General features: G+C 37.6%; 21 protein-coding genes. 13 read left to right on the top strand and 8 right to left on the bottom strand.

Going from position 1 to position 21,774, the window contains the following annotated elements; all coding sequences use genetic code 11:
* Window positions 1-4: 4 nt before the first annotated feature.
* A complete protein-coding gene (locus MN204_RS06155) occupies window positions 5-883 on the bottom strand; it encodes a cation diffusion facilitator family transporter (protein WP_249870195.1) in 879 nt (292 codons plus the stop codon).
* A gap of 346 nt (window positions 884-1,229) precedes the next feature.
* Here MN204_RS06155 and MN204_RS21465 point away from each other — a divergent pair, with 346 nt between their 5' ends.
* The 3 genes from MN204_RS21465 to MN204_RS06140 all read left to right on the top strand — a co-directional run bounded on the left by MN204_RS21465 (window position 1,230) and on the right by MN204_RS06140 (window position 4,439).
* Entirely contained in the window at window positions 1,230-1,463 is a 234-nt protein-coding gene (locus MN204_RS21465) for an IDEAL domain-containing protein (RefSeq protein ID WP_249870194.1), read from the top strand.
* A gap of 85 nt (window positions 1,464-1,548) precedes the next feature.
* Window positions 1,549-3,018, top strand: coding sequence for a methyl-accepting chemotaxis protein (locus MN204_RS06145; RefSeq protein ID WP_249870193.1), 1,470 nt, complete (start codon window positions 1,549-1,551; stop codon window positions 3,016-3,018).
* Between the two features lie 116 nt (window positions 3,019-3,134).
* Window positions 3,135-4,439, top strand: a complete 1,305-nt coding sequence (locus MN204_RS06140) for an MFS transporter (protein ID WP_249870192.1) — start codon at window positions 3,135-3,137, stop codon at window positions 4,437-4,439.
* Between the two features lie 40 nt (window positions 4,440-4,479).
* On the opposite strand, the gene MN204_RS06135 is transcribed toward MN204_RS06140, so the two are convergent.
* A complete protein-coding gene (locus MN204_RS06135) occupies window positions 4,480-5,394 on the bottom strand; it encodes a zinc dependent phospholipase C family protein (RefSeq protein ID WP_249870191.1) in 915 nt (304 codons plus the stop codon).
* Between the two features lie 381 nt (window positions 5,395-5,775).
* Between MN204_RS06135 and fumC the strand changes: the two genes are divergently transcribed.
* Both fumC and MN204_RS06125 read left to right on the top strand, forming a co-directional pair.
* Window positions 5,776-7,161 carry a class II fumarate hydratase gene (gene fumC / locus MN204_RS06130; RefSeq protein WP_249870190.1) on the top strand — a complete coding sequence of 462 codons (1,386 nt, stop codon included), beginning with the start codon at window positions 5,776-5,778 and terminating at the stop codon, window positions 7,159-7,161.
* Window positions 7,162-7,344: 183 nt separating this feature from the next.
* Window positions 7,345-7,542, top strand: coding sequence for an alpha/beta-type small acid-soluble spore protein (locus tag MN204_RS06125; RefSeq protein ID WP_249870189.1), 198 nt, complete (start codon window positions 7,345-7,347; stop codon window positions 7,540-7,542).
* 99 nt (window positions 7,543-7,641) lie between these two features.
* Here the strand turns inward: MN204_RS06125 and MN204_RS06120 are convergent, their stop codons facing one another.
* Together MN204_RS06120 and MN204_RS06115 are read right to left on the bottom strand one after the other, a co-directional pair.
* On the bottom strand, window positions 7,642-8,742 hold the full coding sequence (locus tag MN204_RS06120) for an ABC transporter ATP-binding protein (protein ID WP_249870188.1): 1,101 nt from the start codon (window positions 8,740-8,742) through the stop codon (window positions 7,642-7,644).
* A gap of 89 nt (window positions 8,743-8,831) precedes the next feature.
* Window positions 8,832-9,722, bottom strand: coding sequence for a PucR family transcriptional regulator (locus MN204_RS06115; protein ID WP_249870187.1), 891 nt, complete (start codon window positions 9,720-9,722; stop codon window positions 8,832-8,834).
* 158 nt (window positions 9,723-9,880) lie between these two features.
* Here MN204_RS06115 and MN204_RS06110 point away from each other — a divergent pair, with 158 nt between their 5' ends.
* Window positions 9,881-10,237, top strand: coding sequence for a YlbF/YmcA family competence regulator (locus tag MN204_RS06110; protein ID WP_249870186.1), 357 nt, complete (start codon window positions 9,881-9,883; stop codon window positions 10,235-10,237).
* A 107-nt stretch (window positions 10,238-10,344) separates the two neighbouring features.
* Here MN204_RS06110 and MN204_RS06105 read toward each other — a convergent pair whose 3' ends face one another.
* Entirely contained in the window at window positions 10,345-10,530 is a 186-nt protein-coding gene (locus tag MN204_RS06105) for a YhzD family protein (protein ID WP_249870185.1), read from the bottom strand.
* 445 nt (window positions 10,531-10,975) lie between these two features.
* Here MN204_RS06105 and MN204_RS06100 point away from each other — a divergent pair, with 445 nt between their 5' ends.
* The 6 genes from MN204_RS06100 to MN204_RS06075 all read left to right on the top strand — a co-directional run bounded on the left by MN204_RS06100 (window position 10,976) and on the right by MN204_RS06075 (window position 19,180).
* Window positions 10,976-12,451, top strand: a complete 1,476-nt coding sequence (locus MN204_RS06100; protein ID WP_249870184.1) for a potassium/proton antiporter — start codon at window positions 10,976-10,978, stop codon at window positions 12,449-12,451.
* A 98-nt stretch (window positions 12,452-12,549) separates the two neighbouring features.
* Complete coding sequence (locus tag MN204_RS06095; RefSeq protein WP_249870183.1) at window positions 12,550-13,551, top strand: LLM class flavin-dependent oxidoreductase; 1,002 nt, start codon at window positions 12,550-12,552, stop codon at window positions 13,549-13,551.
* A gap of 161 nt (window positions 13,552-13,712) precedes the next feature.
* Window positions 13,713-14,930: a metallophosphoesterase family protein gene (locus MN204_RS06090; protein ID WP_249870182.1), complete on the top strand. Its 1,218-nt coding sequence runs from the start codon at window positions 13,713-13,715 to the stop codon at window positions 14,928-14,930.
* 7 nt (window positions 14,931-14,937) lie between these two features.
* Window positions 14,938-17,901 (top strand): ATP-binding protein, encoded by a 2,964-nt coding sequence (locus tag MN204_RS06085; RefSeq protein ID WP_249870181.1) that lies wholly within the window; start codon window positions 14,938-14,940, stop codon window positions 17,899-17,901.
* A gap of 69 nt (window positions 17,902-17,970) precedes the next feature.
* Window positions 17,971-18,918 (top strand): 3'-5' exoribonuclease YhaM, encoded by a 948-nt coding sequence (gene yhaM, locus MN204_RS06080; protein ID WP_249870180.1) that lies wholly within the window; start codon window positions 17,971-17,973, stop codon window positions 18,916-18,918.
* 67 nt (window positions 18,919-18,985) lie between these two features.
* On the top strand, window positions 18,986-19,180 hold the full coding sequence (locus MN204_RS06075; RefSeq protein WP_249870179.1) for a sporulation YhaL family protein: 195 nt from the start codon (window positions 18,986-18,988) through the stop codon (window positions 19,178-19,180).
* Window positions 19,181-19,252: 72 nt separating this feature from the next.
* Here the strand turns inward: MN204_RS06075 and MN204_RS06070 are convergent, their stop codons facing one another.
* From MN204_RS06070 to MN204_RS06060, 3 genes are all read right to left on the bottom strand, one after another.
* On the bottom strand, window positions 19,253-20,131 hold the full coding sequence (locus tag MN204_RS06070) for a peptidylprolyl isomerase (protein ID WP_249870178.1): 879 nt from the start codon (window positions 20,129-20,131) through the stop codon (window positions 19,253-19,255).
* A gap of 109 nt (window positions 20,132-20,240) precedes the next feature.
* Entirely contained in the window at window positions 20,241-20,426 is a 186-nt protein-coding gene (locus MN204_RS06065) for a hypothetical protein (protein WP_249870177.1), read from the bottom strand.
* A 144-nt stretch (window positions 20,427-20,570) separates the two neighbouring features.
* On the bottom strand, window positions 20,571-21,113 hold the full coding sequence (locus MN204_RS06060; RefSeq protein ID WP_249870176.1) for a DUF3267 domain-containing protein: 543 nt from the start codon (window positions 21,111-21,113) through the stop codon (window positions 20,571-20,573).
* A 198-nt stretch (window positions 21,114-21,311) separates the two neighbouring features.
* Between MN204_RS06060 and MN204_RS06055 the strand changes: the two genes are divergently transcribed.
* Complete coding sequence (locus tag MN204_RS06055) at window positions 21,312-21,671, top strand: DUF1878 family protein (protein ID WP_249870175.1); 360 nt, start codon at window positions 21,312-21,314, stop codon at window positions 21,669-21,671.
* Window positions 21,672-21,774 lie beyond the last annotated feature (103 nt).

The following is a 21,774-nucleotide window of genomic DNA, read 5'->3' as shown; positions in this document are numbered from 1 at the left end:
TGTGTTAAGCCTGTTTTCCTTTATATGGTTCAATATGAATATGTGCATGTGTAATCTTATGCTTTGAATACAGGTGATTCTCAAGTCTTTCTGTTATGTTATGACTTTCTTCCACATTCAGATTTGGATCGACAAGGATCGTGAGTTCAATTAATGCCTGATTGCCGTGAACCCTTCCTTTGACATCAACTACTTCTTTAACATCAGCATCCTTCGAAATACTAGTTTGAATTTTTGCCAACTGTTCATCATCAAAACCGTCTGTCAGTGTTATGGTGGCATCTTTAAAAATATCCCAGGCAGTTTTACATATGATGATACCGACTACCAATCCAGCTAATGGGTCCAGCCAGAAAATCCCGAACTGCGCTCCGATAATCCCGATGAACACACCAATACTTACTAAAGCATCTGATCGGTTGTCCTGGGCAGCTGCGTTCAAGGAGCTGCTTTCAATTTTTTTGGCAAGTTTAAAATTGTATCGGTAAACGAGTAACATAACTAGAGCTGCCCCCAGTGCCGTCCAGGCAGTCAACATATCCGGTTGGGAAACATCACCAATAAACAAATTTTGAAACGTATCAAAAATAACTTGTATACCAATAAACATCATGATAAATGCTGCAAACAAGGATGCAATTGTCTCAGCTCTATAATGACCATAACGATGGACTTCATCAGGAGGCTTTCTCGATATCTTCAATCCAATCAGTACAGCAACCGATGCAATAACATCCGTTGCATTGTTTAAACCATCCGCTCTCAAAGCGTCAGAATTACCTATTGCTGCAATGTAAAGCTTGGTTATCGCAAGTATGATATAGGCACCAATACTAATCCAAGCTCCTTTTTCTCCTTTTTTCAGGTTTTCTGAATGATTCATTATTATGCCTCCACATGTTTTCTAACTGAAATGGTTTCTATATCCCTTATAAGAGGTTGTTCAAAAATGAAAAGAATTATAAGTGGGTATTTCCTTCCCTATGTAATCCTTATCCAGTTTTGTAGCTTAGTAAGGGCTCTAAATAGTCTATCAGAGGTGGAATGGGTGGGTCTAGAGAAACATTCAAGTACAAGGGTATATGTATTGCAAGGTGCTAATTATATTTCCTTGAGGAAAAAACGATTAAAATTTCAATTTAACGAGAGTTAACTTTTTTTTCAATTTCTGTTGCAATTAGTTTAAAAATTGCGGATAATGATGTAAAGGAACAAAGGGGGCGTGTTCCGTGAAAAAGGAAAAAATAGTTTACAGATTTTATCGGTATCAAGGTAAAAGTATAAATGCTAAACGTGAAATTCCTTATGAACTAAGACTTTTTGCACGCTTAATACTGGATGAACTTTGTTTTACATGGAATAAGATAAGATTAGAGGAAGATCTGAATAGCTCACTTGAAAAAGGTAATAAAGAAGCATTTATGAAATTAAGTGAAGCATACAGACATTTTGTTTGGGAATAGAGCAAGCGCTTACAATGAGCCTTACCCATTAAGAGGTGAGGCTTTTTTATGGATAATTAGAACTTACAAACCAGGGGGAAATCAGATGAAAAAAAAGAATGCGCTGATACAGAGACAGAATAACATTATTTTTTATATTTTATTATTTTCAATTATACTTGGTATCAGTACACAGATTATTGTAGGGGCCCCGCTAGCAAACTTTTTGGCAATCGGAGTGGGAGGAACCCTTTGTTTACTTACAGTAGGTATGTTTAACTATAAGAATATATATCTAGAAGTAATTCCATATATTGTGATTATCGCTATAGCTGGAGTTTCTTTTACGATTATTCTCAGTTCTGACTATGTTACCAATATGCTGTTTATGTTTTATATGCTCGCTGTTGCTGCTATATCCTTATCAATGGCCGCTCTTATAACAGGAGGAGTAGTTGGTCTGGGTTTACTTATGTTTTTTGTTATGGAAAAAGGGGATGTAATTGGATTTGATGGCCGTGCAATAGCGATTACGTTTGTGTTTTATCTTCTTGTTTTCGTAGTACTCGTTATTCAGGTCAAGATTGCACGAATGCTGATAAGGAGTGCTGAAGAAGCACTTGCAGAAAGTAAGAATTTTTCGGAATTGCAGAAAGCCCAAGCTACAATCGTGCAGAACGGTGCAAAAGAAGTTCGTTCGCAAATGCGTGTTCTCGAGCAGGACAGTCATTTGAATACGCAATCGATGACAGAAATGCGCGAAGCTTTTAAAGAGATAAACCGTGCCAGTCAATCCCAAATTGAAGAAGCAGGGAGAATATCTATAACTACGGACGAAACAAGTAAATTGATGGGAAAAATGATGGACTCCTTTTCCAAAACAGTTGATGAAGGTGAACAGTTAAAGGCATTGTCAGAAAAAGGATATGAATCAATTGAAGGTCTAACAAAAATAATGGAAGGATTCCAGCGTTCTTTTAATCAATTAATCCATAATATGGGGAACCTTGTAACGAAAATCCAACTGAATAATAATTTTACAACGCAAATACAGGACATTGCTGCCCAAACGAATCTGCTTGCACTAAATGCCAGCATTGAAGCAGCAAGGGCTGGAGAGGCTGGAAAAGGATTTGCGGTGGTTGCAGGGGAAGTAAGGAAATTAGCAGAGATTTCCCATCAGACCGCCCAACAGATAGAGAAAAATATGAACGACATTGAACAAGGAGCTCTGGAAACTCAAAAGGAAGTCAATATAAATAAAACGGAGCTTCTAAATAGTACAGAAAGTGCAAAAGTTGCTCAAGTTAATTTTGAAAAAATAACTACCCAATTAATTAATTTCATTCAATATTTAGGCGATCTTAGAAAACAGGCAAGTGAAATACAAACATCATCTTTTACAATTGATGATTCTGTCGATCAATTGGCGGCAATAATCGAAGAAACTACGTCGACAATTGAAGAACTGGAAGCAATTGTAGAAGAACAGGTTAGTCGTATGTCCAACTTGGCATTGGCTATTGAAGAGACAAATCAGGCGGCAGCAGTACTTGAAAAAGTTCCATCCTCCTAATGGTAAAGGAAGAAAAAATCACTTGTAATTTTATATTGTTTTTGTAAAATTTTCAACTTTCATATGTGCCATTTGACCCTTATTTGATATGCTGATGTAAAAAGGGGGCCTGTCCAATGGAGGATAAAAAGAAAATACAAAGAAGCTGGATGCTTTATGATTTTGGTAACTCTGCATTTGCAACTACAATAATGGCTGCCGTACTTCCAGTATATTATTCGACTGTTGCTGCTTCCGGCCTTGAAGAAGGACTGGCTACAAGTTACTGGGGATACTCACAGTCCATTTCCGTACTGATAGTTGCTATACTGGCACCAATTTTAGGTGCAATCAGCGATTATTCAGCCGCTAAAAAGAAATTCCTTCAATTTTTTGCATTTATGGGTATTATCGCCAGTGTTCTATTATTTTTTGTAGGTGAAGGAGATTATATTTTAGCTTCTGTATTGTTTATAGTCGGTTCGATTGGCTTCTCTGGTGGAAATATATTTTATGATGGATTTCTTCCGGAGATTGCGGACAAAGATGAGATGGATCGAGTCTCATCTGGTGGATTTGCCTATGGGTATATCGGTGGAGGGCTTCTGCTTTTAATCAACGTCCTGATGATTCTGAATCCAGGCTGGTTTGGACTTGCTGATACAGCTATGGCAAGTAGGGTATCATTTGCATCAGTAGGTTTATGGTGGCTTATATTTACAATACCATTATTAAAAAATATGAAAGAAGAGAAGAAGGTACATGCTAAGCGGGATAAATCCTATGCCGCAATTGGCTTTTCCAGGGTTGGGAAAACGTTTAAGGAAATAAGGCAATATAAACAGGTACTGCTCTTTTTGCTCGCATTCTGGCTATATAATGATGGGATATCTACCATTATCCGGATGGCAACCATTTATGGAAGTGAAATTGGTATTGCTCAGAATGATTTAATTGTGGCATTGCTCATTACGCAGTTCGTTGGTATTCCATTTACCTTTTTCTTTGGATGGCTCGCCTCAATCATTACTGCTAAGAAAGCCTTAAATATAACACTTTTCGTCTATCTTGGTATCGTCATACTTGGATACTTCATGACTTCAGCCGCTCATTTTTACATTTTGGCAATATGTGTAGGGATGGTGCAGGGTGGAGCCCAAGCTTTGAGCAGGTCGATTTTCGGGAGGATGATACCTGCTAATAAACATGCGGAATTCTTTGGTTTTTATGGGATTTCCTCCAAATTCGCGGCTGTCGCAGGTCCTTTCATGTTTGCTTTTATCGGGCAGGTTACAGGAAACAGCAGACTTGGGATTATCTCCCTTGTGGTCTTTTTCATTTTAGGTATTTTCATTCTGCGATTTGTTGATGTTGATCAGGGAATTCGGGATGCGGAAAGACTAACAGATCCTCAAGGAAAAGTAGAGGTAAAACCAAAATAGAGTATAAAAAAACAGAGTGGACTGGTACCACTCTGTTTTTTTATACAATTGGGTCGCAGTATTTGTTTTTTAGGTCAAGATGCAACGGTTTTCCAGTATCATATGAGATATTTGCAATAAGATCTGACAATCTTTCTGTGGAATACGCATTGCTGCTTTCCCAATAATTCTTTAATTCGATGATGATATCAATACTTTCTCCTCTTGCGTTACTGTACAATTCAATAAAACTTTTATTGGAAGGCTCATTCGTTGCCGGATGATACCAGGTTGTCTGACTCAGGTTCAAATAATCAGCATCATCTTTTATGGGTCGATGCGAATAGGAAGAAATCATTGATCTTAACAATACATTTTTCCAACCATGCGGATCCGAGAGAATTTTCAGCGCAAGCATCATATCTTTGTATGCTTTTTGTATATACTCCGGATTTTTTTGTTTTAATTCCGGATAAAATTTGTTAATCTTTTGATTAAGCAATAAATGGACTTCTGAATTTAGTGATCTCCCTACATTAATTTCTTTATATACAGGTGATTTCCATGTTTTCAACTTGTGAAATTTTTCCATCATCAATGTATCAATGAAAATCTCCAGTTTTTGGTGGTTGCTACCTTCGTAACCTGCGCGATAATGAATATAAGGATGTGTATTGCGGTCCAATATGTGATGCGTTATAAAGCCAGTAACAAAAGCTTTAACTTCGCTGCATTGATCTTTTGCACTAATGATAAGGTCCATCAGGAATTCACCACATCTTCTTGTATGCAGTGCCATTCCAACTTCATGTACAGGTTCATCCTTAATCCATGGCCAAAAATTATAATAGAAAAAAGGATCAGGACCCTGAGCACCTAGTTTCATGTATGGTTCGTATTGTGAAAATGGATATGGTTGCTTTACGGTATCGATAACATCTTCACAGAATAAAATATGTGTCCATATATTCGGCATATAGAAATCCTCCTTTTAACGTATCTCAAAATTCTATAGCTCTTTAGAAAATTTGGTTGTCACAAAGTATTCCTGTGACAGCCTTATTGTACTGTGCAGAGGTTTTCTGTCTGCTAAGAAAGACTTATAGGGTATGATTTATTCTGTAATGATTGGCTTTCCGAATATAAATAAATCCTCTTATAGTATTATATCGAAAAGGGAACTATTTTTGGCCAAACGGGTAGTACAAATTTGTGTCATTACGATTTTTTACCACTTTTTCATTATAGACATCTAAATTATGAAAGATAAGTATTATAACTATTATTTTATTTGAAAAATTTGATACAATAGAAATGTATAAGCAATCATCTATACATAACAAGGGAGGAAATCAAGATGGATTATCGTGTTGAGAGAGATACAATCGGGGAAATTAATGTACAAGCTGACAAATATTGGGGGGCACAAACGGAAAGAAGTAAACAGAACTTCCCAATTGGTAATGAAAAAATGCCGAATGAAATTATAAAAGCGTTTGCAATATTAAAGCGAAGTGCTGCCAAGGCCAATAGTGATTTCGGTCTTTTGGAAAGTGAAAAAGCAGAGGCCATTTATTATGCCGCTGAACAGGTGCTGGAAGATAAATTGACGGAACATTTTCCACTTGTCGTATGGCAAACCGGTAGTGGTACACAGTCAAATATGAACGTGAACGAAGTACTGGCTTTTGTTGGAAACAAGTGGCTGGAAGAAAGAGGAAGTGAATTAAGACTTCATCCAAATGATGATGTAAATAAATCTCAAAGCTCCAATGATACATATCCTACTGCCATGCATGTAGCATCTGTAATAAAATTGGAAGATACTGTAATCCCTGCTGTGAAACAACTTAAAACGACACTGAAAGAAAAACAAGATGCTTTCTCAGATATTGTTAAAATAGGACGAACACATTTACAGGATGCAACACCATTGACACTTGGGCAAGAAATTAGTGGATGGCATCGCATGCTGGAAAAATCAGAAATGATGATCAGCGAAAGCACCAATCATCTAAGGGAATTGGCGATTGGAGGTACTGCCGTCGGAACTGGCTTGAATGCCCATCCGGAGTTCTCTGAACGTGTCTGTAAAGCGATAAGTGAATACACAGGTAAAAAATTTATCTCTGCTCCTAATAAATTTCATTCCTTAACAAGTCATGATGAAACGGTTTATGCTCATGGGGCACTTAAAGCATTGGCAGCGGATATGATGAAAATCGCAAATGATGTACGTTGGTTAGCGAGTGGACCACGTTGTGGAATTGGTGAAATAACGATTCCTGCAAATGAACCTGGAAGCTCCATTATGCCAGGAAAGGTTAATCCAACCCAAAGTGAGGCGGTCACGATGGTAGCAGCCCAGGTTATGGGGAATGATGCTGCCATCGGGTTTGCTGCAAGTCAGGGTAATTTTGAACTAAATGTATTCAAACCGGTTATCGCTTATAACTTCCTGCAATCCAGTCAATTGCTGGCAGATAGCATCATTTCGTTTGACGAACGTTGTGCAGTAGGCATAGAACCTAATCATGAACAAATCGAAAAGAATTTAAATGATTCCCTCATGCTTGTAACGGCATTGAATCCTCATATTGGATATGAAAATGCGGCTAAAATCGCTAAAAAAGCATTCAATGATAATTCGACATTAAAAGAAACTGCTGTAGAACTTGGTTTATTGACAGAAAAAGAATTTGATGAATATGTAAAGCCAGAAGAAATGACATATCCGAAATAATGTTGGAAAGAGCGCACAACGGTGTGCTCTTTTTTTCGTATAAGAAACCAACAAGGCTGAGATTGCAGCGATGTTGGTTTCTTTAATGTTCATTGAGTTGGAAGTTATACTACAATTTACCAGCAAGAACTAGTTATAAGATTTTATGAAGTGCAGACAATAGAGTTACAGGAGGTGATAATCATGGCTAACAACAATTCAAACCAATTACTAGTTCCTGGAGTACAACAAGCTCTTGATCAAATGAAATATGAAATTGCTCAGGAATTTGGTGTTAATCTTGGTGCAGATACAACTTCACGTGCGAATGGTTCTGTAGGTGGAGAGATTACAAAACGTCTTGTACAAACTGCTCAACAACAAATGAATGGCGGCTTCTAAATAATATGGATGGAGGGAAGTCTTTAGGGGCTTTCCTCCCTTACATATTTAATCCCCCGAAAATAAAAGAGAAGCGGAATTTCCGCTTCTCTTTACCGATTACCTGATTCGAAGTTCTGTTTCTTTATCAAAAAAGTGTACTTTGTTCATGTCAAATGCAAGGTCTATACTGTCGCCGCCCTGAACATCTGTACGGGAATCAATTCTTGCAACAAAATCCTGTGAACTTAGTTTTGAATAAAGAACGGATTCAGCGCCCATCAGTTCGGCAACTTCAATTGACGCGGTCGTTCTGGATTCAGGAGACGACTCGAGAAATACAAGCTCATCATGAATATCTTCAGGTCGAATGCCTAAAATGACTTCTTTTCCTGAATAATGTTGCGCTCGAAGAATGTTTAACTTTGCTTCCGGAACTTTTAACTTCACCTGATCATCCAGAACAAAATAGCCATCTGATAAGGTACCCGTGAAGAAGTTCATGGAAGGTGAACCGATAAAACCGCCAACAAATACATTTTCCGGATGATCATATACGTCTTTTGGCGCTCCTACCTGTTGGATAATTCCATCTTTCATAACTACGAGACGTGTTGCCATCGTCATGGCTTCCGTTTGATCATGTGTTACATAGACAGTAGTTGTTTGCAGACGACGGTGAAGTTTTTGAATCTCGGCACGCATTTGTACACGTAATTTTGCATCCAGGTTAGATAAAGGCTCGTCCATAAGAAAAACTTTTGCGTCTCGAACGATCGCTCGTCCAAGTGCAACTCGCTGCCTTTGCCCGCCGGATAGAGCTTTTGGCTTACGGTCCAAATATGCTTCCAAGCCTAAAATTTTTGCCGCATTTTGAACACGTTGCTCGATTTCATCTTTTTTAAATTTGCGAAGCTTTAAACCAAATGCCATATTGTCATATACATTCATATGTGGATACAATGCATAGTTCTGGAAAACCATTGCAATATCACGGTCTTTTGGTGCCACGTCATTCATTTTCTTATCATCAATGTAGAATTCACCAGCTGTAATTTCCTCAAGACCTGCAATCATTCGTAACGTTGTTGATTTACCACAACCAGAAGGACCTACAAATACAATAAATTCTTTATCCTTAATATGTAAATTGAAGTCATTTACTGCAATAACATTTTTATCATAGGTTTTCTGAATATGTTCCAGTCGCAATTCTGCCATTACTACCCCTCCAAATTGTAAACGTTTTATAATTTTATTATACAGAATGGGCTACATGCAGGAAATAGCCATGATGCACAAAGTTCTAGTTAGTCTTTGTGCATATGTGCTAGAAGGGCAAGATAAACGGTTACAGCCTGTTCAAATTGTTTGAGATCAATTCCGGTTTTCTCATGGAATTTATCAATTCGGTATTGGAGACTATTTCGATGCATGTATAATTTTTTTGCTGTTACGGAAATATTCAGGTTACAGTCGATAAATGTCCTTATGGTATGGAGGAAATCTTCATCATCTTTAAAATCCGCCAGTATAAAGTTGCTAATTTCTCTTCTTTTGTCAGGTGCGGTATGCTCCACCAGATTATAAGGAATGACTTCCACATAGGTTACGACTGTTTTGTCTGTAACTGTAAAAACAGATGCGGCAGATTCCAAAAGAAATGAATAATAATTACGTAAACCGGTGTATTGGCTTAAAAAAGGTCCGACGAGAAATTTAATTTTTACGTACAAATCACTCATTAATGTATCACTGATTTGATCATAGGATATACTTTCCTCCATATAAGCTTCCTGCTGCTCAATAATTATTCCTTCATGCTGACTCTCCCACAATATAGATATCGGTCCCGAAAAAAATTCCTGAATGGTTGCTTTAAAAATCATCGGTTCAATCTGATTTTTATTGAAAAGGAAATAGACAAAACGAAACCTTTCGTCAGGCTCTTCCATAATCGAAGTCGAGTTGATTCTTTCTTTCCATAGATGTTCCTGTTTTGTTGGTTTTGGAATATGAAAGCTATATGGAGTCATAAATGCAGATAATATATCTTTGTCTTTGCCACTCAACTCCTGTTTGCTGATGCCGACAATTTCGTCGTTACCTGTGAGAAACCATTCATAGTTATCCGGTAGCTCAGGCAGATTTTCATCAAAAATTAAAAAAGTTGAAAATATCTTTTTCAGCGTATCTAGCATGGTGAAAACTCCTTCATGACAGTCTGTTTTCCAATTATAGCAGTTCTATTGAAACTAAAAAGTTATTTTCTAGCAATTTTGTGTTTTTGCTATGGGTATACATGATTTGAAACCTCTGTTATAGTAACTTTAGAATTGATACCAAGGAGGAAAAATACATGCCTAATATTTATGATAGCGCATATGAGCTGGAAAAAGCCATTCGTGAAAGCGAAGAATTTAAAAATTTAAAAACTGCATATGAAACGGTTATGAATGATCCAACTGCCAAGCAAATGTTTGAAAATTTCCGTGACACTCAAATGGAGTTACAGGAAAAGCAGATGCAGGGACTTGAAATTACGGAAGAAGAAGTTGAAAAAGCTCGTACCATTGTGGAAGCCGTCCAGGAACATCAGGATATTGCTAAACTGATGGAAGAGGAACAACGTTTGAATCTTGTCATTAATGATATTAGTCGTATTATTACGAAGCCATTGGAAGAACTTTACGGTAACCCGGAAGAAACAAACTAATATAGGATAGATGAAGCCCGCAGATGAAACCATCTACGGGCTTTACGATTTTAAATAGCTACTTTCCTATTTCCAGTTGTCCTTAAAAATTCAGGAAGTGACGAACCTTATCTGTGAAAAAGGACGAGTTTTGCTTCTGGACTTACGCAACGGTGGGTGTATTCTGAATAACCTTTCTCCTCAAGCTGCGTTTTTCCAATCTCTTTTGCCTCTTCATCATTTGTTGCAGAAAAAGATTCATCAAGCAGTTTTTCACCTGAGCTATCAAATACAGTTAAAGCATAGGATTTCATAACGATTCTCCCTTCTTGATATGTAACCGCTTAAATGGATATATCTTCATTATAGTAGAAATATTGATGCAAGTGAACAAAAATCAATTTATTTAGTAAAAAAGAGAACGTTTGGCAGCAATTAGTTCCTAAACTAAACAGCCAACTCCAGATTCGGTCGGCGCTTGCTTTTTATTCGGAAAAATTTCCGTTCGTAATAACTAAACTTTTGCATAGTGAAATTTCATGTTAGATAGATAATATAAATAATCGAATCGTTGGAAATGAACGTTGTCTTTTATAAAATTCCTGAATAGTACAAAGGAATAAAGCAGTATTATTTGAGGAAATGGACATATTTCGCGTACAATAATAGTTATGACAGTTATTATTAACTGGTACGGAAACGTCCACGTCAGGAAGGTTCTCTTTATCCTGAGTTCTCATTTACGAAAGGAATGTTGTCATGGAAACTAGTGGAGGACTATTGTTATTACTCTCTATCATGTTAATTATAGGTGTGCTGGCTACGAAGTTCTCATCGCGCTTAGGTCTACCAGCACTAATTCTTTTCCTCATTGCTGGTATGTTACTTAACAATTATATTTACTTTGAGGATGCACAACTAACACAATTTATCGGTACGCTGGCATTAATTATAATTTTATTTGATGGTGGAACACAAACGAAGTGGGCAAATATCCGACCTATCCTTGTGCCAGCTGGTTCCCTTGCCACAATAGGAGTTTTAATTACATCATTTGTGGTGGGTATTGCAGCAATGTACATACTTGATTTTTCATTATTGGAAGGGCTCCTGTTGGGTGCAATTATTGGATCGACCGATGCAGCAGCTGTCTTTTCTGTGCTTGGTAATAAAAATTTCAATAAACGACTAACTTCCACATTGGAAGCTGAGTCCGGTTCCAATGATCCAATGGCTGTATTTCTAACAGTGACATTGATTGAAATGATCAAAACGCCGGAATTATCCATCTGGTCTGCAGTCTGGGGCTTTTTTCTCCAGATGGGACTGGGCCTAATCTTAGGGTTGATTCTAGGTAAAATCACTGTCGTGGTAATCAATAACATTAAGTTGGACATCTCCGGATTATACCCGGTACTAGCAATGGGTGCATCCGTTTTTACTTATGCCGTGACCGACTATATAGGCGGGAGTGGATTGCTGGCCGTATATGTCATGGCCGTATTCGTGGGTAACAGCGATTTGACTCACCGATTTTCAATTCTTAGATTTAACGAAGGTTTTGCCTGGATGATGCAGATTGTTATGTTTACACTGCTCGGACTGCTCGTATTTCCTGAAGAGTTGATTGAGGTATTCTGGGAAGGGATGTTAATAGCTATCCTTTTAATGTTCGTCGCTCGTCCGGTTGCGGTTTTTATCAGTATGCTTTTTATGGGGTACAACCTGAATCAAAAGTTGTTCATTTCTTGGGCTGGCTTAAAAGGTGCGGTGCCAATTGTTCTGGCAACCTATCCAATTCTGGCAGGGTTGGAGAACAGCAACCTTATTTTTAACACCGTATTCTTCGTTGTCCTCATCTCTGCTTTAGTTCAAGGAAGTAGTTTATCCTGGTTAGCTGAAAAACTTAAATTGACCGGAGAACCAGATGATGGACATACAAGCATGGAATTAATTAACTTGGGGGATACGGATTCGGAAATTATGAAGGTTACGATACCGAAAAGCTCTCCTGCTGTCGGAAAGTCTTTAATCGATATTACGCTGCCGGATGATACACTCATTATTGGAATAACGAGAAGCAAAAAATTAATGACACCAACAGGAACAACTGTGATCGAAAAAGGAGATACATTATTTGTTTTAAGTGATAAAGAAAAAAGGAATAAAGCAAAAATAACGTTGTTAGGAAATACTGCTAAACCGAAAAGCAGCAAATCAAAAAAAATGACGTGATGGATGCAACTTTATGAAACAGTTAACGTGTGCATTGGATCACGCTGATTATTCAGCATTTGCTGCTTATTAACGGACGCTAAAAGGAGAAATGTTACATGTCAACTATACAAATCCCTGTATCTGTTTTAAACCTGGCACCTATCCGGGAAGGTCAGGAACCTAAGGATGCCATTGAATCAATGGTTGATCTGGCACGAGCAACAGATCAATTGGGCTATGCACGGTATTGGATTGCGGAGCATCACAATACACCGACACTGGTTAGTTCTGCTACCTCCATTTTAATTAAACATACGTTGGAACATACAGAAAAGATACGCGTCGGCTCAGGTGGAATCATGCTGCCTAACCATACACCTCTGGTTGTTGCAGAGCAATTTGGGACAATGGCAACAATGTATCCAGATCGGTTGGACCTTGGTCTTGGAAGAGCACCTGGTACAGATATGCTGACCGCAAGTGCACTGAGAAGGTCCCAAAGTGATACAGTTCAATCATTTCCAGAAGATGTAAAATCCTTACTCACTTATTTTGGATCTGAAGAAGTTCAAGGTCATGTGAAAGCTTATCCTGGAGTTGGTACGAATATTCCACTATATATCCTTGGTTCTTCGCCAGATTCTGCCATTTTAGCTGCCAAGTTAGGTCTGCCCTATGTATTTGCTTCCCATTTTGCTCCAAGATATATGGAGGAGGCAATATCCATTTATCGTGAACGGTTCCAGCCATCTGCATATTTGGATGCGCCCTATGTGATGATTTGTCTGAATGTAATCGCCGCTGAAAGTGATGCAGAGGCCAGAGTTGAATCAACGACGATGCAGCAATTTTTCTTAAATGTTGTCCGCGGATCTCAATCTTTATTGAGCCCTCCAGTTGAAGACATGGATCAGATTTGGAGCCCACGGGAGAAAGAAGTTGCTCTATCGATGTCTAGTGTTACGTTGCAGGGAGGTAAAGCGTCGATACGGAAACAGTTGACGGATTTCCAGGATAAGTATAACGTCGATGAAATCATGGCTGTATCTTATATTTATGATCCTCGAAAGCAGATACGTTCCTATGAAATATTAAAAGAAGTTGTTGACGGAAAATAACAGTTGGAAAGCACTGTTGGACAGTAGGGATACTTGTCCAACAGTGCTTTTTATAAAGGATATGGAAACGATTAGGTTTAATTTAGCTATCTCACGAATAGAACGTGCATTCTGTTATCGGATTTGATAGAATGGAAGTAATAAAAAAAGGAGGGGAACATATGGCAAAGCAACTATCGTTTATTCATGCCGCTGATTTGCATTTAGACAGCCCTTTTAAAGGGTTGAGCAGCACCCCGGAATCGATTTTTCGGCAAATAAGAGAAAGTACATTTATTGCATTGGACAGGTTAGTGGAGGCAGCTATTGAAAAGGAAGTTGATTTTATACTGCTAGCTGGAGATTTATTTGACAATGAAAAGCAAAGCCTGAAAGCTCAGATACGCTTGCGTAGGGCATTTGAAAGATTAGAGCAGTATCGGATAAATGTTTATTTATCCTATGGAAACCACGATTACATAAAAGGAAATCGTTATCCTGTGACATATCCTGGAAATGTATTTGTTTTTACCGAAGAACAGGTGAGCCATTTTACATTTGAAAAAGACGATCAGCAGCTCGCCCAGATTTATGGATTTAGCTACGAAAACCGTGCAGTACTCGACAGAAAAGCAGAGGAGTATAAAGTCTCTGATGAAACGATCCCATTCCATATTGCCATGCTTCACGGCAGTATTTTAAGCAACACCGAACATGATGTATATGCTCCTTTTCAAATGAATGATCTGCTTAAAGAAAATTTCGATTATTGGGCACTCGGACATATTCATCAACGAGAAATCCTGAAAACAACCCCTCCTATTGTCTATCCAGGTAATATTCAAGGACGGAACAGAAAGGAAACAGGTGAAAAAGGCTGTTATCATGTAGTATTACATGAACAGGATGCAGAACTTTCCTTCATTCCCCTTCAGGCAATCCAATTTCATTCCCTGACGATTGATATATCAGAATGTGAGGAAATTCATCATGTAGAAAAGCATATTCTGAACGCCTTCATAGAAAGCGAATCCCCACAACTAATGGATATCACCTTGGAAAGTAAGCACACCAGTTTGAAAGAATGGGAAAGTGACAAGCTTGTTGATGAGGTCATTGATCTTGTTAATGAAACCACAATGAATCATCGTAACTGGAAATATATTTTTAGAGTTTCGACCAAGGTGAATCAGCAGTATGATGATGAATTATTTAAAGGTAAACATTTCTTTGGAGAACTTTCACGCCACTTTGATGAGAAATCAATCCAACCGTACGTTAGTGATTTGTATCATCATAAGCAGGCGAGAAAATATTTGGATGTATTGTCCGAATACGAAGAAACAGAAATAAAAGAAGAAGCAAAACAGCTCTTGTTCAATGAGCTGCTGAAAGGGTGATTACGGCATGAAAATCCTGAGGGCAACAATATACGGATTTGGAAAGTTGGTTGACTATACGATCGATTTTTCGAAAAACTCCGCCACTTGTATCTATGGGGAGAACGAATCTGGTAAATCCACTATCCAACGATTTATCCTATTTATGCTATTCGGTCTTCCGCCCAGACAGCGGGACTTTTATCGCCCAAAAACAAGTGGGAAAATGGGTGGAAGAATGAGTGTCGATCATCCTGAGGCAGGAGAATTTATCATTGAACGATTTGATGAAGTGAAAAATGGTGCCGCAATTTGTATGACGACCGATGGAGAAGTACATGATGAAGCATGGCTCGAAGAAAAACTGAACGGAATGACGGCAAAAACATATCAATCGATTTTCTCATTTTCGGCCACGGATTTAACGGAGATTCGGAACATGAGAGATGAAGATTTAGGAGAAGTTTTACTTGGAATTGGTCTCACGGGATCTAACAGCATCTATTCTATCGAAAGACGACTAGAGGCGAAAATTGGTGATTTATTCAAACCGGCTGGAAAAAAACCTGTAATCAATCAGCAGATAGAAACATTAAAAAGTATCTCGAGTTCCTTGCAACGTTTTCGGGAAGTAGAACAATCTTACCGTGACAAAAAGGAATTGATGGAGCAATCGGAACGGACATTAGAGGAGCTGCAGCAACAATTAAAGGATGAGAATGCAAAAGCATTTTCCATCGAAAAGCAGCTCCATGCTCTTCCACTAATCCAGGAATATCATCAATTGAAAGAAAGGCTGTCTGATTACCCGCCAACCATCCTATTTCCTGAAAACGGTACAGAGCGATTACAAAGATGGAAAGAAACCTTACTTCCGCTCCATAGTGAATGGAATGTCCTGAAAGAAAATGAGAGAAACTACACTGAAAAAGTAAATGCTATTAAACAGAATCTATATTCAGAGACAGTACAGAAAGATGCGGAAATATTACTGAAAGACCATATAGTGGTAGAATCGCAAATTCAGGAACTAAAAAAAATCAAACGTTTGATGCATGATGACAAACGCCGGATAAATGAAGAGATAGAGCGTTTGAATATTGGCATTCAGCCAGATGAACTGGAGAATATGGAACTGCCTTTCTACTTGGAAAATACATGGAATCAAATAAGAAGTGACAGGGAACAGCTGAGTAGTGAAAAGGAACAGCTCACTGTAGAGGAACAGCAGCTGAAGCAGGAAAGGAACTATTTACGCAACCAAATAGAGCAGCTAGAGGATAGTCTGTTAAAAGATCATCAAATAGATGAACTGCATAATAGGGTCAATACGTTTCAAGAATACCATCTGATGGAAAAGCTTGAGCAGGAATCAGAAAATCAAATAATAAAATGGGAAGAAAATAAAACTGCAAAGAAAAAAAGAGCCTTATCCATACTAACGACAAGTCTTATAGTAGCTGCACTCGCTGCTTTTGGAGCGCTAGTTACCGATACGACATGGTTGTTCGTTATTATGAGCGTTGCATTTGTCTTCGGTATTGGACAATGGGCTATGACAAATCATTCTGTGACTGAAATGGATAATATGTTCCAAACAAATTCGAAACAGAAACCCATAAGTGTAACGGAAGCGGAAAAAATGGAAGCAGAAAATCTATTGGAACGCCACAACAATACTAGAAGTGAACTGACTACCATTCAGCAGCAGGATAAACTGAGTGCAACTCAATTCATTAAATGGGATGAAAAGAAAAAACAATTGGATGAAAGAGCAAAGCGGTTGGAGAAGCAAATCGATTTGCAGTATGACAATTATCCATTTCTTAAAAAAGTGGAAATTTCTTTTTGGCCGGAGCTTTTTCATAATCTAAATCAGCTATTGAAGATTAATAGAGAACGTCATAAGGCTGCTAAGGAAGCAGATCTGCTCGAGGAAAGAATAACCGTTTATCATCATAGGGTTGACCAATTTTTGAAGAATGCAGATATAGATCTGGCTGATAATAACGATGAAAATAAACTTGAATTCGTGCGAAAAATGGTGAAAAAACAGGAGGAAAAGCTGCGGGAATACGATCACTTCTGTCATTTACTGGAAGACTTAAAAAATAAACAGCACGAATTAAAACAAAAGATGCAGACATATGAAATCGAAATCAAGCAATTATTTGAAATTGCAGAAGTCGAGACAGAAGAATTGTTTTATTATCAGGCAAGACAGTATAAAGAGAAAAGCGATTTGGAACTTGCTTTACAAAAAACGGTAAATCAACTGTCTAAAATCGTTCCACAGGAAAGTTTACGACATTATACAGAAAAAGCAGCAACGGAAGACGAATTGGAAATGTTGCGACAACAGATTTCCACATCAATTCGAACAATTGAGGAACAAATGGAAAAGGAAAGGAATAAGCTGGCTGCAGTTAAAGCAGAGCTAGCTGCAATGGAGTCGTCTGAATCCTATTCCGATAGTCTTCATCAATATGAAATGGAAAACGAGCAATTAAGAAAATTGGCGAAGGAATGGTCCGTTTTAAAAACTGCCAAGGAAATGCTCAGTGAGACGAAACGAGATTACCGGGATAAATATATGACAAAGGTCATCGAAGTAACTACCAAATACTTTCGAGAAATTACAGGAAATATGTATATTCATGTCAATGCACCAACTGACAGCAATCCGTTTCAAGTAGAATCCTATGACAATATAAGATACACTATTAATGAATTATCACAGGGTACCATTGATCAGCTCTATGTATCATTACGTTTAGCAATTAGTGAAATTATGAGTGAAGACCATGGACTGCCATTTATAATTGATGATGCATTTGTTCATTTTGATGCGACACGGACGAAAAGGATAATTGAAATTTTGAATCAGGCAGCAAACAAACAGCAGGTCATTCTCTTTACATGCAAAGAGGAAATTGTAAATACAGCTTCAGGTATGAATCGAATTGACCTCACAGGGGAATTGCATGCCTGAAGTGATAGGTTTATTAACTAGAAGCGAACATTCGTGACAGTGTAGATTTAAAATCAAGGAGGGGAATAGATGAGACAAGGAATTGGATACAGTTCAGTAGGAGATACATTTGATGACTTTCTATTGATCAAGGAATCTACCAAAGGGGTAGCAAGCAATGGAAAGCCATTCCTAACACTTATTCTACGTGATGCAACTGGTGAAATCGAAGCAAAGCTATGGGATGCAACGAAAGAAGATGAAGCGCTTTTTATACCTGAAACGATTATTCGTGTAACGGGAGAAGTAAATCAGTTTAGAGGGAAATCGCAACTGAAAATTATGTCATTGCGTCCTGCTCAGCCAACAGATGGTGTTCAAGTTTCCGACTTTGTGGAGAAGGCACCTGTTGAGAAAGCATATTTATCGGAAAAATTGACAGAAGCTATTTTTGAGATGCAAAATCCTACCATACAACGACTCGTAAGGGCATTTATTAAAAAGTATCAGGAAGATCTGCTGACTTATCCCGCAGCATCTAAAAACCATCACGAATATGCATCTGGATTGGCCCATCATATCGTTAGTATGCTCCAACTAGGGAGAGAACTACATAAATTGTATCCGGAAATAAACAAAGATTTACTCTATGCAGGAATTATTCTGCATGATTTAGGCAAACTTAAGGAACTTTCCGGTGTAGTCACCACATCCTATACGCTAGAGGGTAAGTTGCTGGGGCATATACCTATCATGGTTGAAGAAATAGGTTTAATGGCCAGAGACCTTCAAATAGAGGGGGAAGAGGTATTAATGCTTCAGCATTTGGTTCTGAGCCATCACGGAAAAGCGGAGTGGGGAAGTCCGACACCTCCATTAGTGCGTGAAGCAGAACTTCTTCATTTAATAGACTTAATCGATGCCAAAATGAATATGCTTAATCGGGCACTTGATAAAGTTAAACCAGGAGAGTTTACGGAGCGATTGTTTGCAATGGATAATCGCGCTTTTTATAAACCATTATTCGAAGAAAATTAACCTCCAGTAATTTTCCTCATTTTTGTTCATATATATGATAGAAAGGATTGGACAAGGAGGATATATAATGGGTGAAATTCCTTTATGGGTTATCGCAGTGATTATCCTGATTTTCCTTAGTGGGTATATGGCTTATCGTGCAATGCTTGCCGAAAGAAAATTGGACCAGCAATTTATTGAGCGGGAAGGTAAGATATACTTGGAACGCATTCAGGAGGACAGGCAGAAGCGTGAGGCAAGAAAACAGCAAAGATCTAATTAAAAAAAGCTGTCAGAGAGTATATACTCCTGACAGCTTTTTATTTGAGGCTTGAACACGCACTTTTAGTAGAGATTACCCTTGTGCCTCTTCGGTTTCGTCTTCAAAAATATTTTTCAAATCATCATCTTTAATATCAACTTGTGCATTTTCAATCAAAGAGTCCAATTTTTCCTGGACTTGTGTAACATCCATTCGCTTCGTTATTAATTCTCTTCGAAGGTCTTCTTTAACATCTTCAAATTCGCCGATGCTTTCTTCTTTTTCACGAACATCGTTAACTTTAATGATGTGGAAACCAAATTGAGACTGTACAGGCTCGCTGACTTCTCCTGATTCCATGTTATACGCAGCATCTTCAAACTCTGGTACCATTTGACCGGAAGAGAAATATCCAAGATTCCCGCCGTCCTGTGCAGTGCCGTCTGTAGAATATTCTGCTGCCAACTCAGCGAAATCGCCACCTTCATCAAGCTGTTGTTTAACTTCATTTGCAGTTTCTTCATCTGCCACTAAAATATGCTGGGCATCTATTTCCGTGTTTTGACGGTTGTATTCTTCCTGAAGATCTTCTTCCGTGATTTCAATATCTTCTGCAATCGCTGCTTCTTGTAACAAACTCACACGAATAATTTCGCGTAAAGCATCTTCATCACCAAAATTTTGTTCAATAATTAAATCAAATTGGTCACCATATGCTTCTCTCATTGCTTCCATTTCAGATTCAACGTCTTCCTCAGTTACTTCATAGTTATCTTCAAGCACTTTAATCGTGATCATTTCTTCAAGGATAGCTTCACCATTACGGTCCTTTAACTCTTGATAAAATTCTTCTTTGGTGATATTGCCAGCAGCAGTTTCAGCAACATTTTCGGAATCTGCTTCGTTTTGGGTGCACGCAGCTAATGTAAGTACGCCCGCTGTTAATGCAGCAGCCAATGCAAGTTTTTTCATATTCCATATACACTCCTAATCTTTACTTACTTCTAGTTTTAACAATGATAAATATATCATACTTCAACTGAAAAAAAATAGTCTCGTGTAAAATACCTATAAAATCCCTTTAAACTGTCACATTCATGACACGCAAGTAGGAACTTACGAGCAATGTGACCATAATTATGTTAATGACCCTGAAGTTTTTAGCCTGCTTTTTCTTATCCATCTGCATTTTTATACAAAAGTTGTTCGTTAGTAAATTAAAAATAACAAGAACAATAAATGCGTAAATCATATAAAAAATAACCATAATCTCTAACCCCTTTCACTCCCATATTCATAACTCTACCAAAAAGATAGGAGAATGAACAGGTCCTAAAACAAAAAAAGAAAGTTGTATCATTATTTGATTTGGAAAAGTCGAACTTAAAAAGAGCCGCATAAGCGCTGGCTCTTAGTTTCCTTTTAACAGAATATCGAATCCGTCATGTACATTTTGAATAAATGCTTTTTTGGGAGCTTTAATGACATGCTGTAGAAATAGAAAATCTATAACCGTTATCCCAATATGAATACATGTAAATATTAAAATATATCCATAAAAATCTGTAAATATAAAGCTTGCAGCCAATCCTGGAATAGTTATAAGTAAGGTCGGTGCGAAACCAACCAACAGTGATTCCGTTTTTGACAAATGTGTCTTTGTATAATAATGAAAAGTTGGATACCATTTAACTTTAGACGTAAAATAGATTTTAATTCGTTTGCGCATGAAAAATAATGGTAGAATATTCATAAATGAGTGTAAACTAGGCAGCATAATAAGTCCTATTAATAGTGGCAATATGCCTGCATCATTTATTTGTGTTGTACCATGAAACAAGGAAATAGGTACATATAGCAATAAGAATGATAATATACCGATAATGGAAGATATTAGTACTAAACGGGTTTGACCGATTTCTTTTGTAATATTGATAGATTTCCAGCAATTCATTTGAATCACCTCAGGTTCTTTCTAATGTATTATATCGCTTTTTGTAATGAGCACTTCATGAATGATAGTACGTTTGTAATTTAAAAGCAATAGATTTTTAGATATTTATTTGTAAATTTTTTTACATGTGTTTTTTCTTTGCTGTAGAATAGAGTTTAAAGGTGCTGAAACAGTTTATTAAAGAGGGGGAGTATACTGTTGGAGAGATTTAATAATAGTAATGATGGACCATCTTTTCACATACAATTACTTTCAAAAATTATAGATATGAATCAATACCCCTTGACTAAACTGATTATCGAAAATAATATTACCCAAGAAGAATATATGGAGCTAATGAAGATGATCAAAGGTCTTAATGACACGTATGAATGCCAGAAAGAGGAAGGGTTTTTAGATTTTTCTTCTCTTCTGATCCATTTTGCCGGGATGTTGAATGAAAAGCTTGACCCAAATGAAACCATAAATGCTTTAAAGAAAGAAGATTGCTTTCCAGAGTTGATGGAAGAATTTAGTAATATATTGGAAGAAAATGAGAAAAAGTACAGAAGGAAATAAAGGGAATTTCATTCGTGGCGGTTTTCTTTCACCCCTTACTGCTGTGGTATTAGTCGAACCTTGAACAGAATCGGATATTGACTGTCAATAACGCAGAATAGAT

The sequence above is a fragment of the Oceanobacillus saliphilus genome (assembly GCF_023522835.1).
Lineage (GTDB): Bacteria > Bacillota > Bacilli > Bacillales > Amphibacillaceae > Oceanobacillus > Oceanobacillus saliphilus.
Note: the sequence above shows the minus strand (reverse complement) of the source record. Positions and strands in the feature narration are given on the sequence as shown.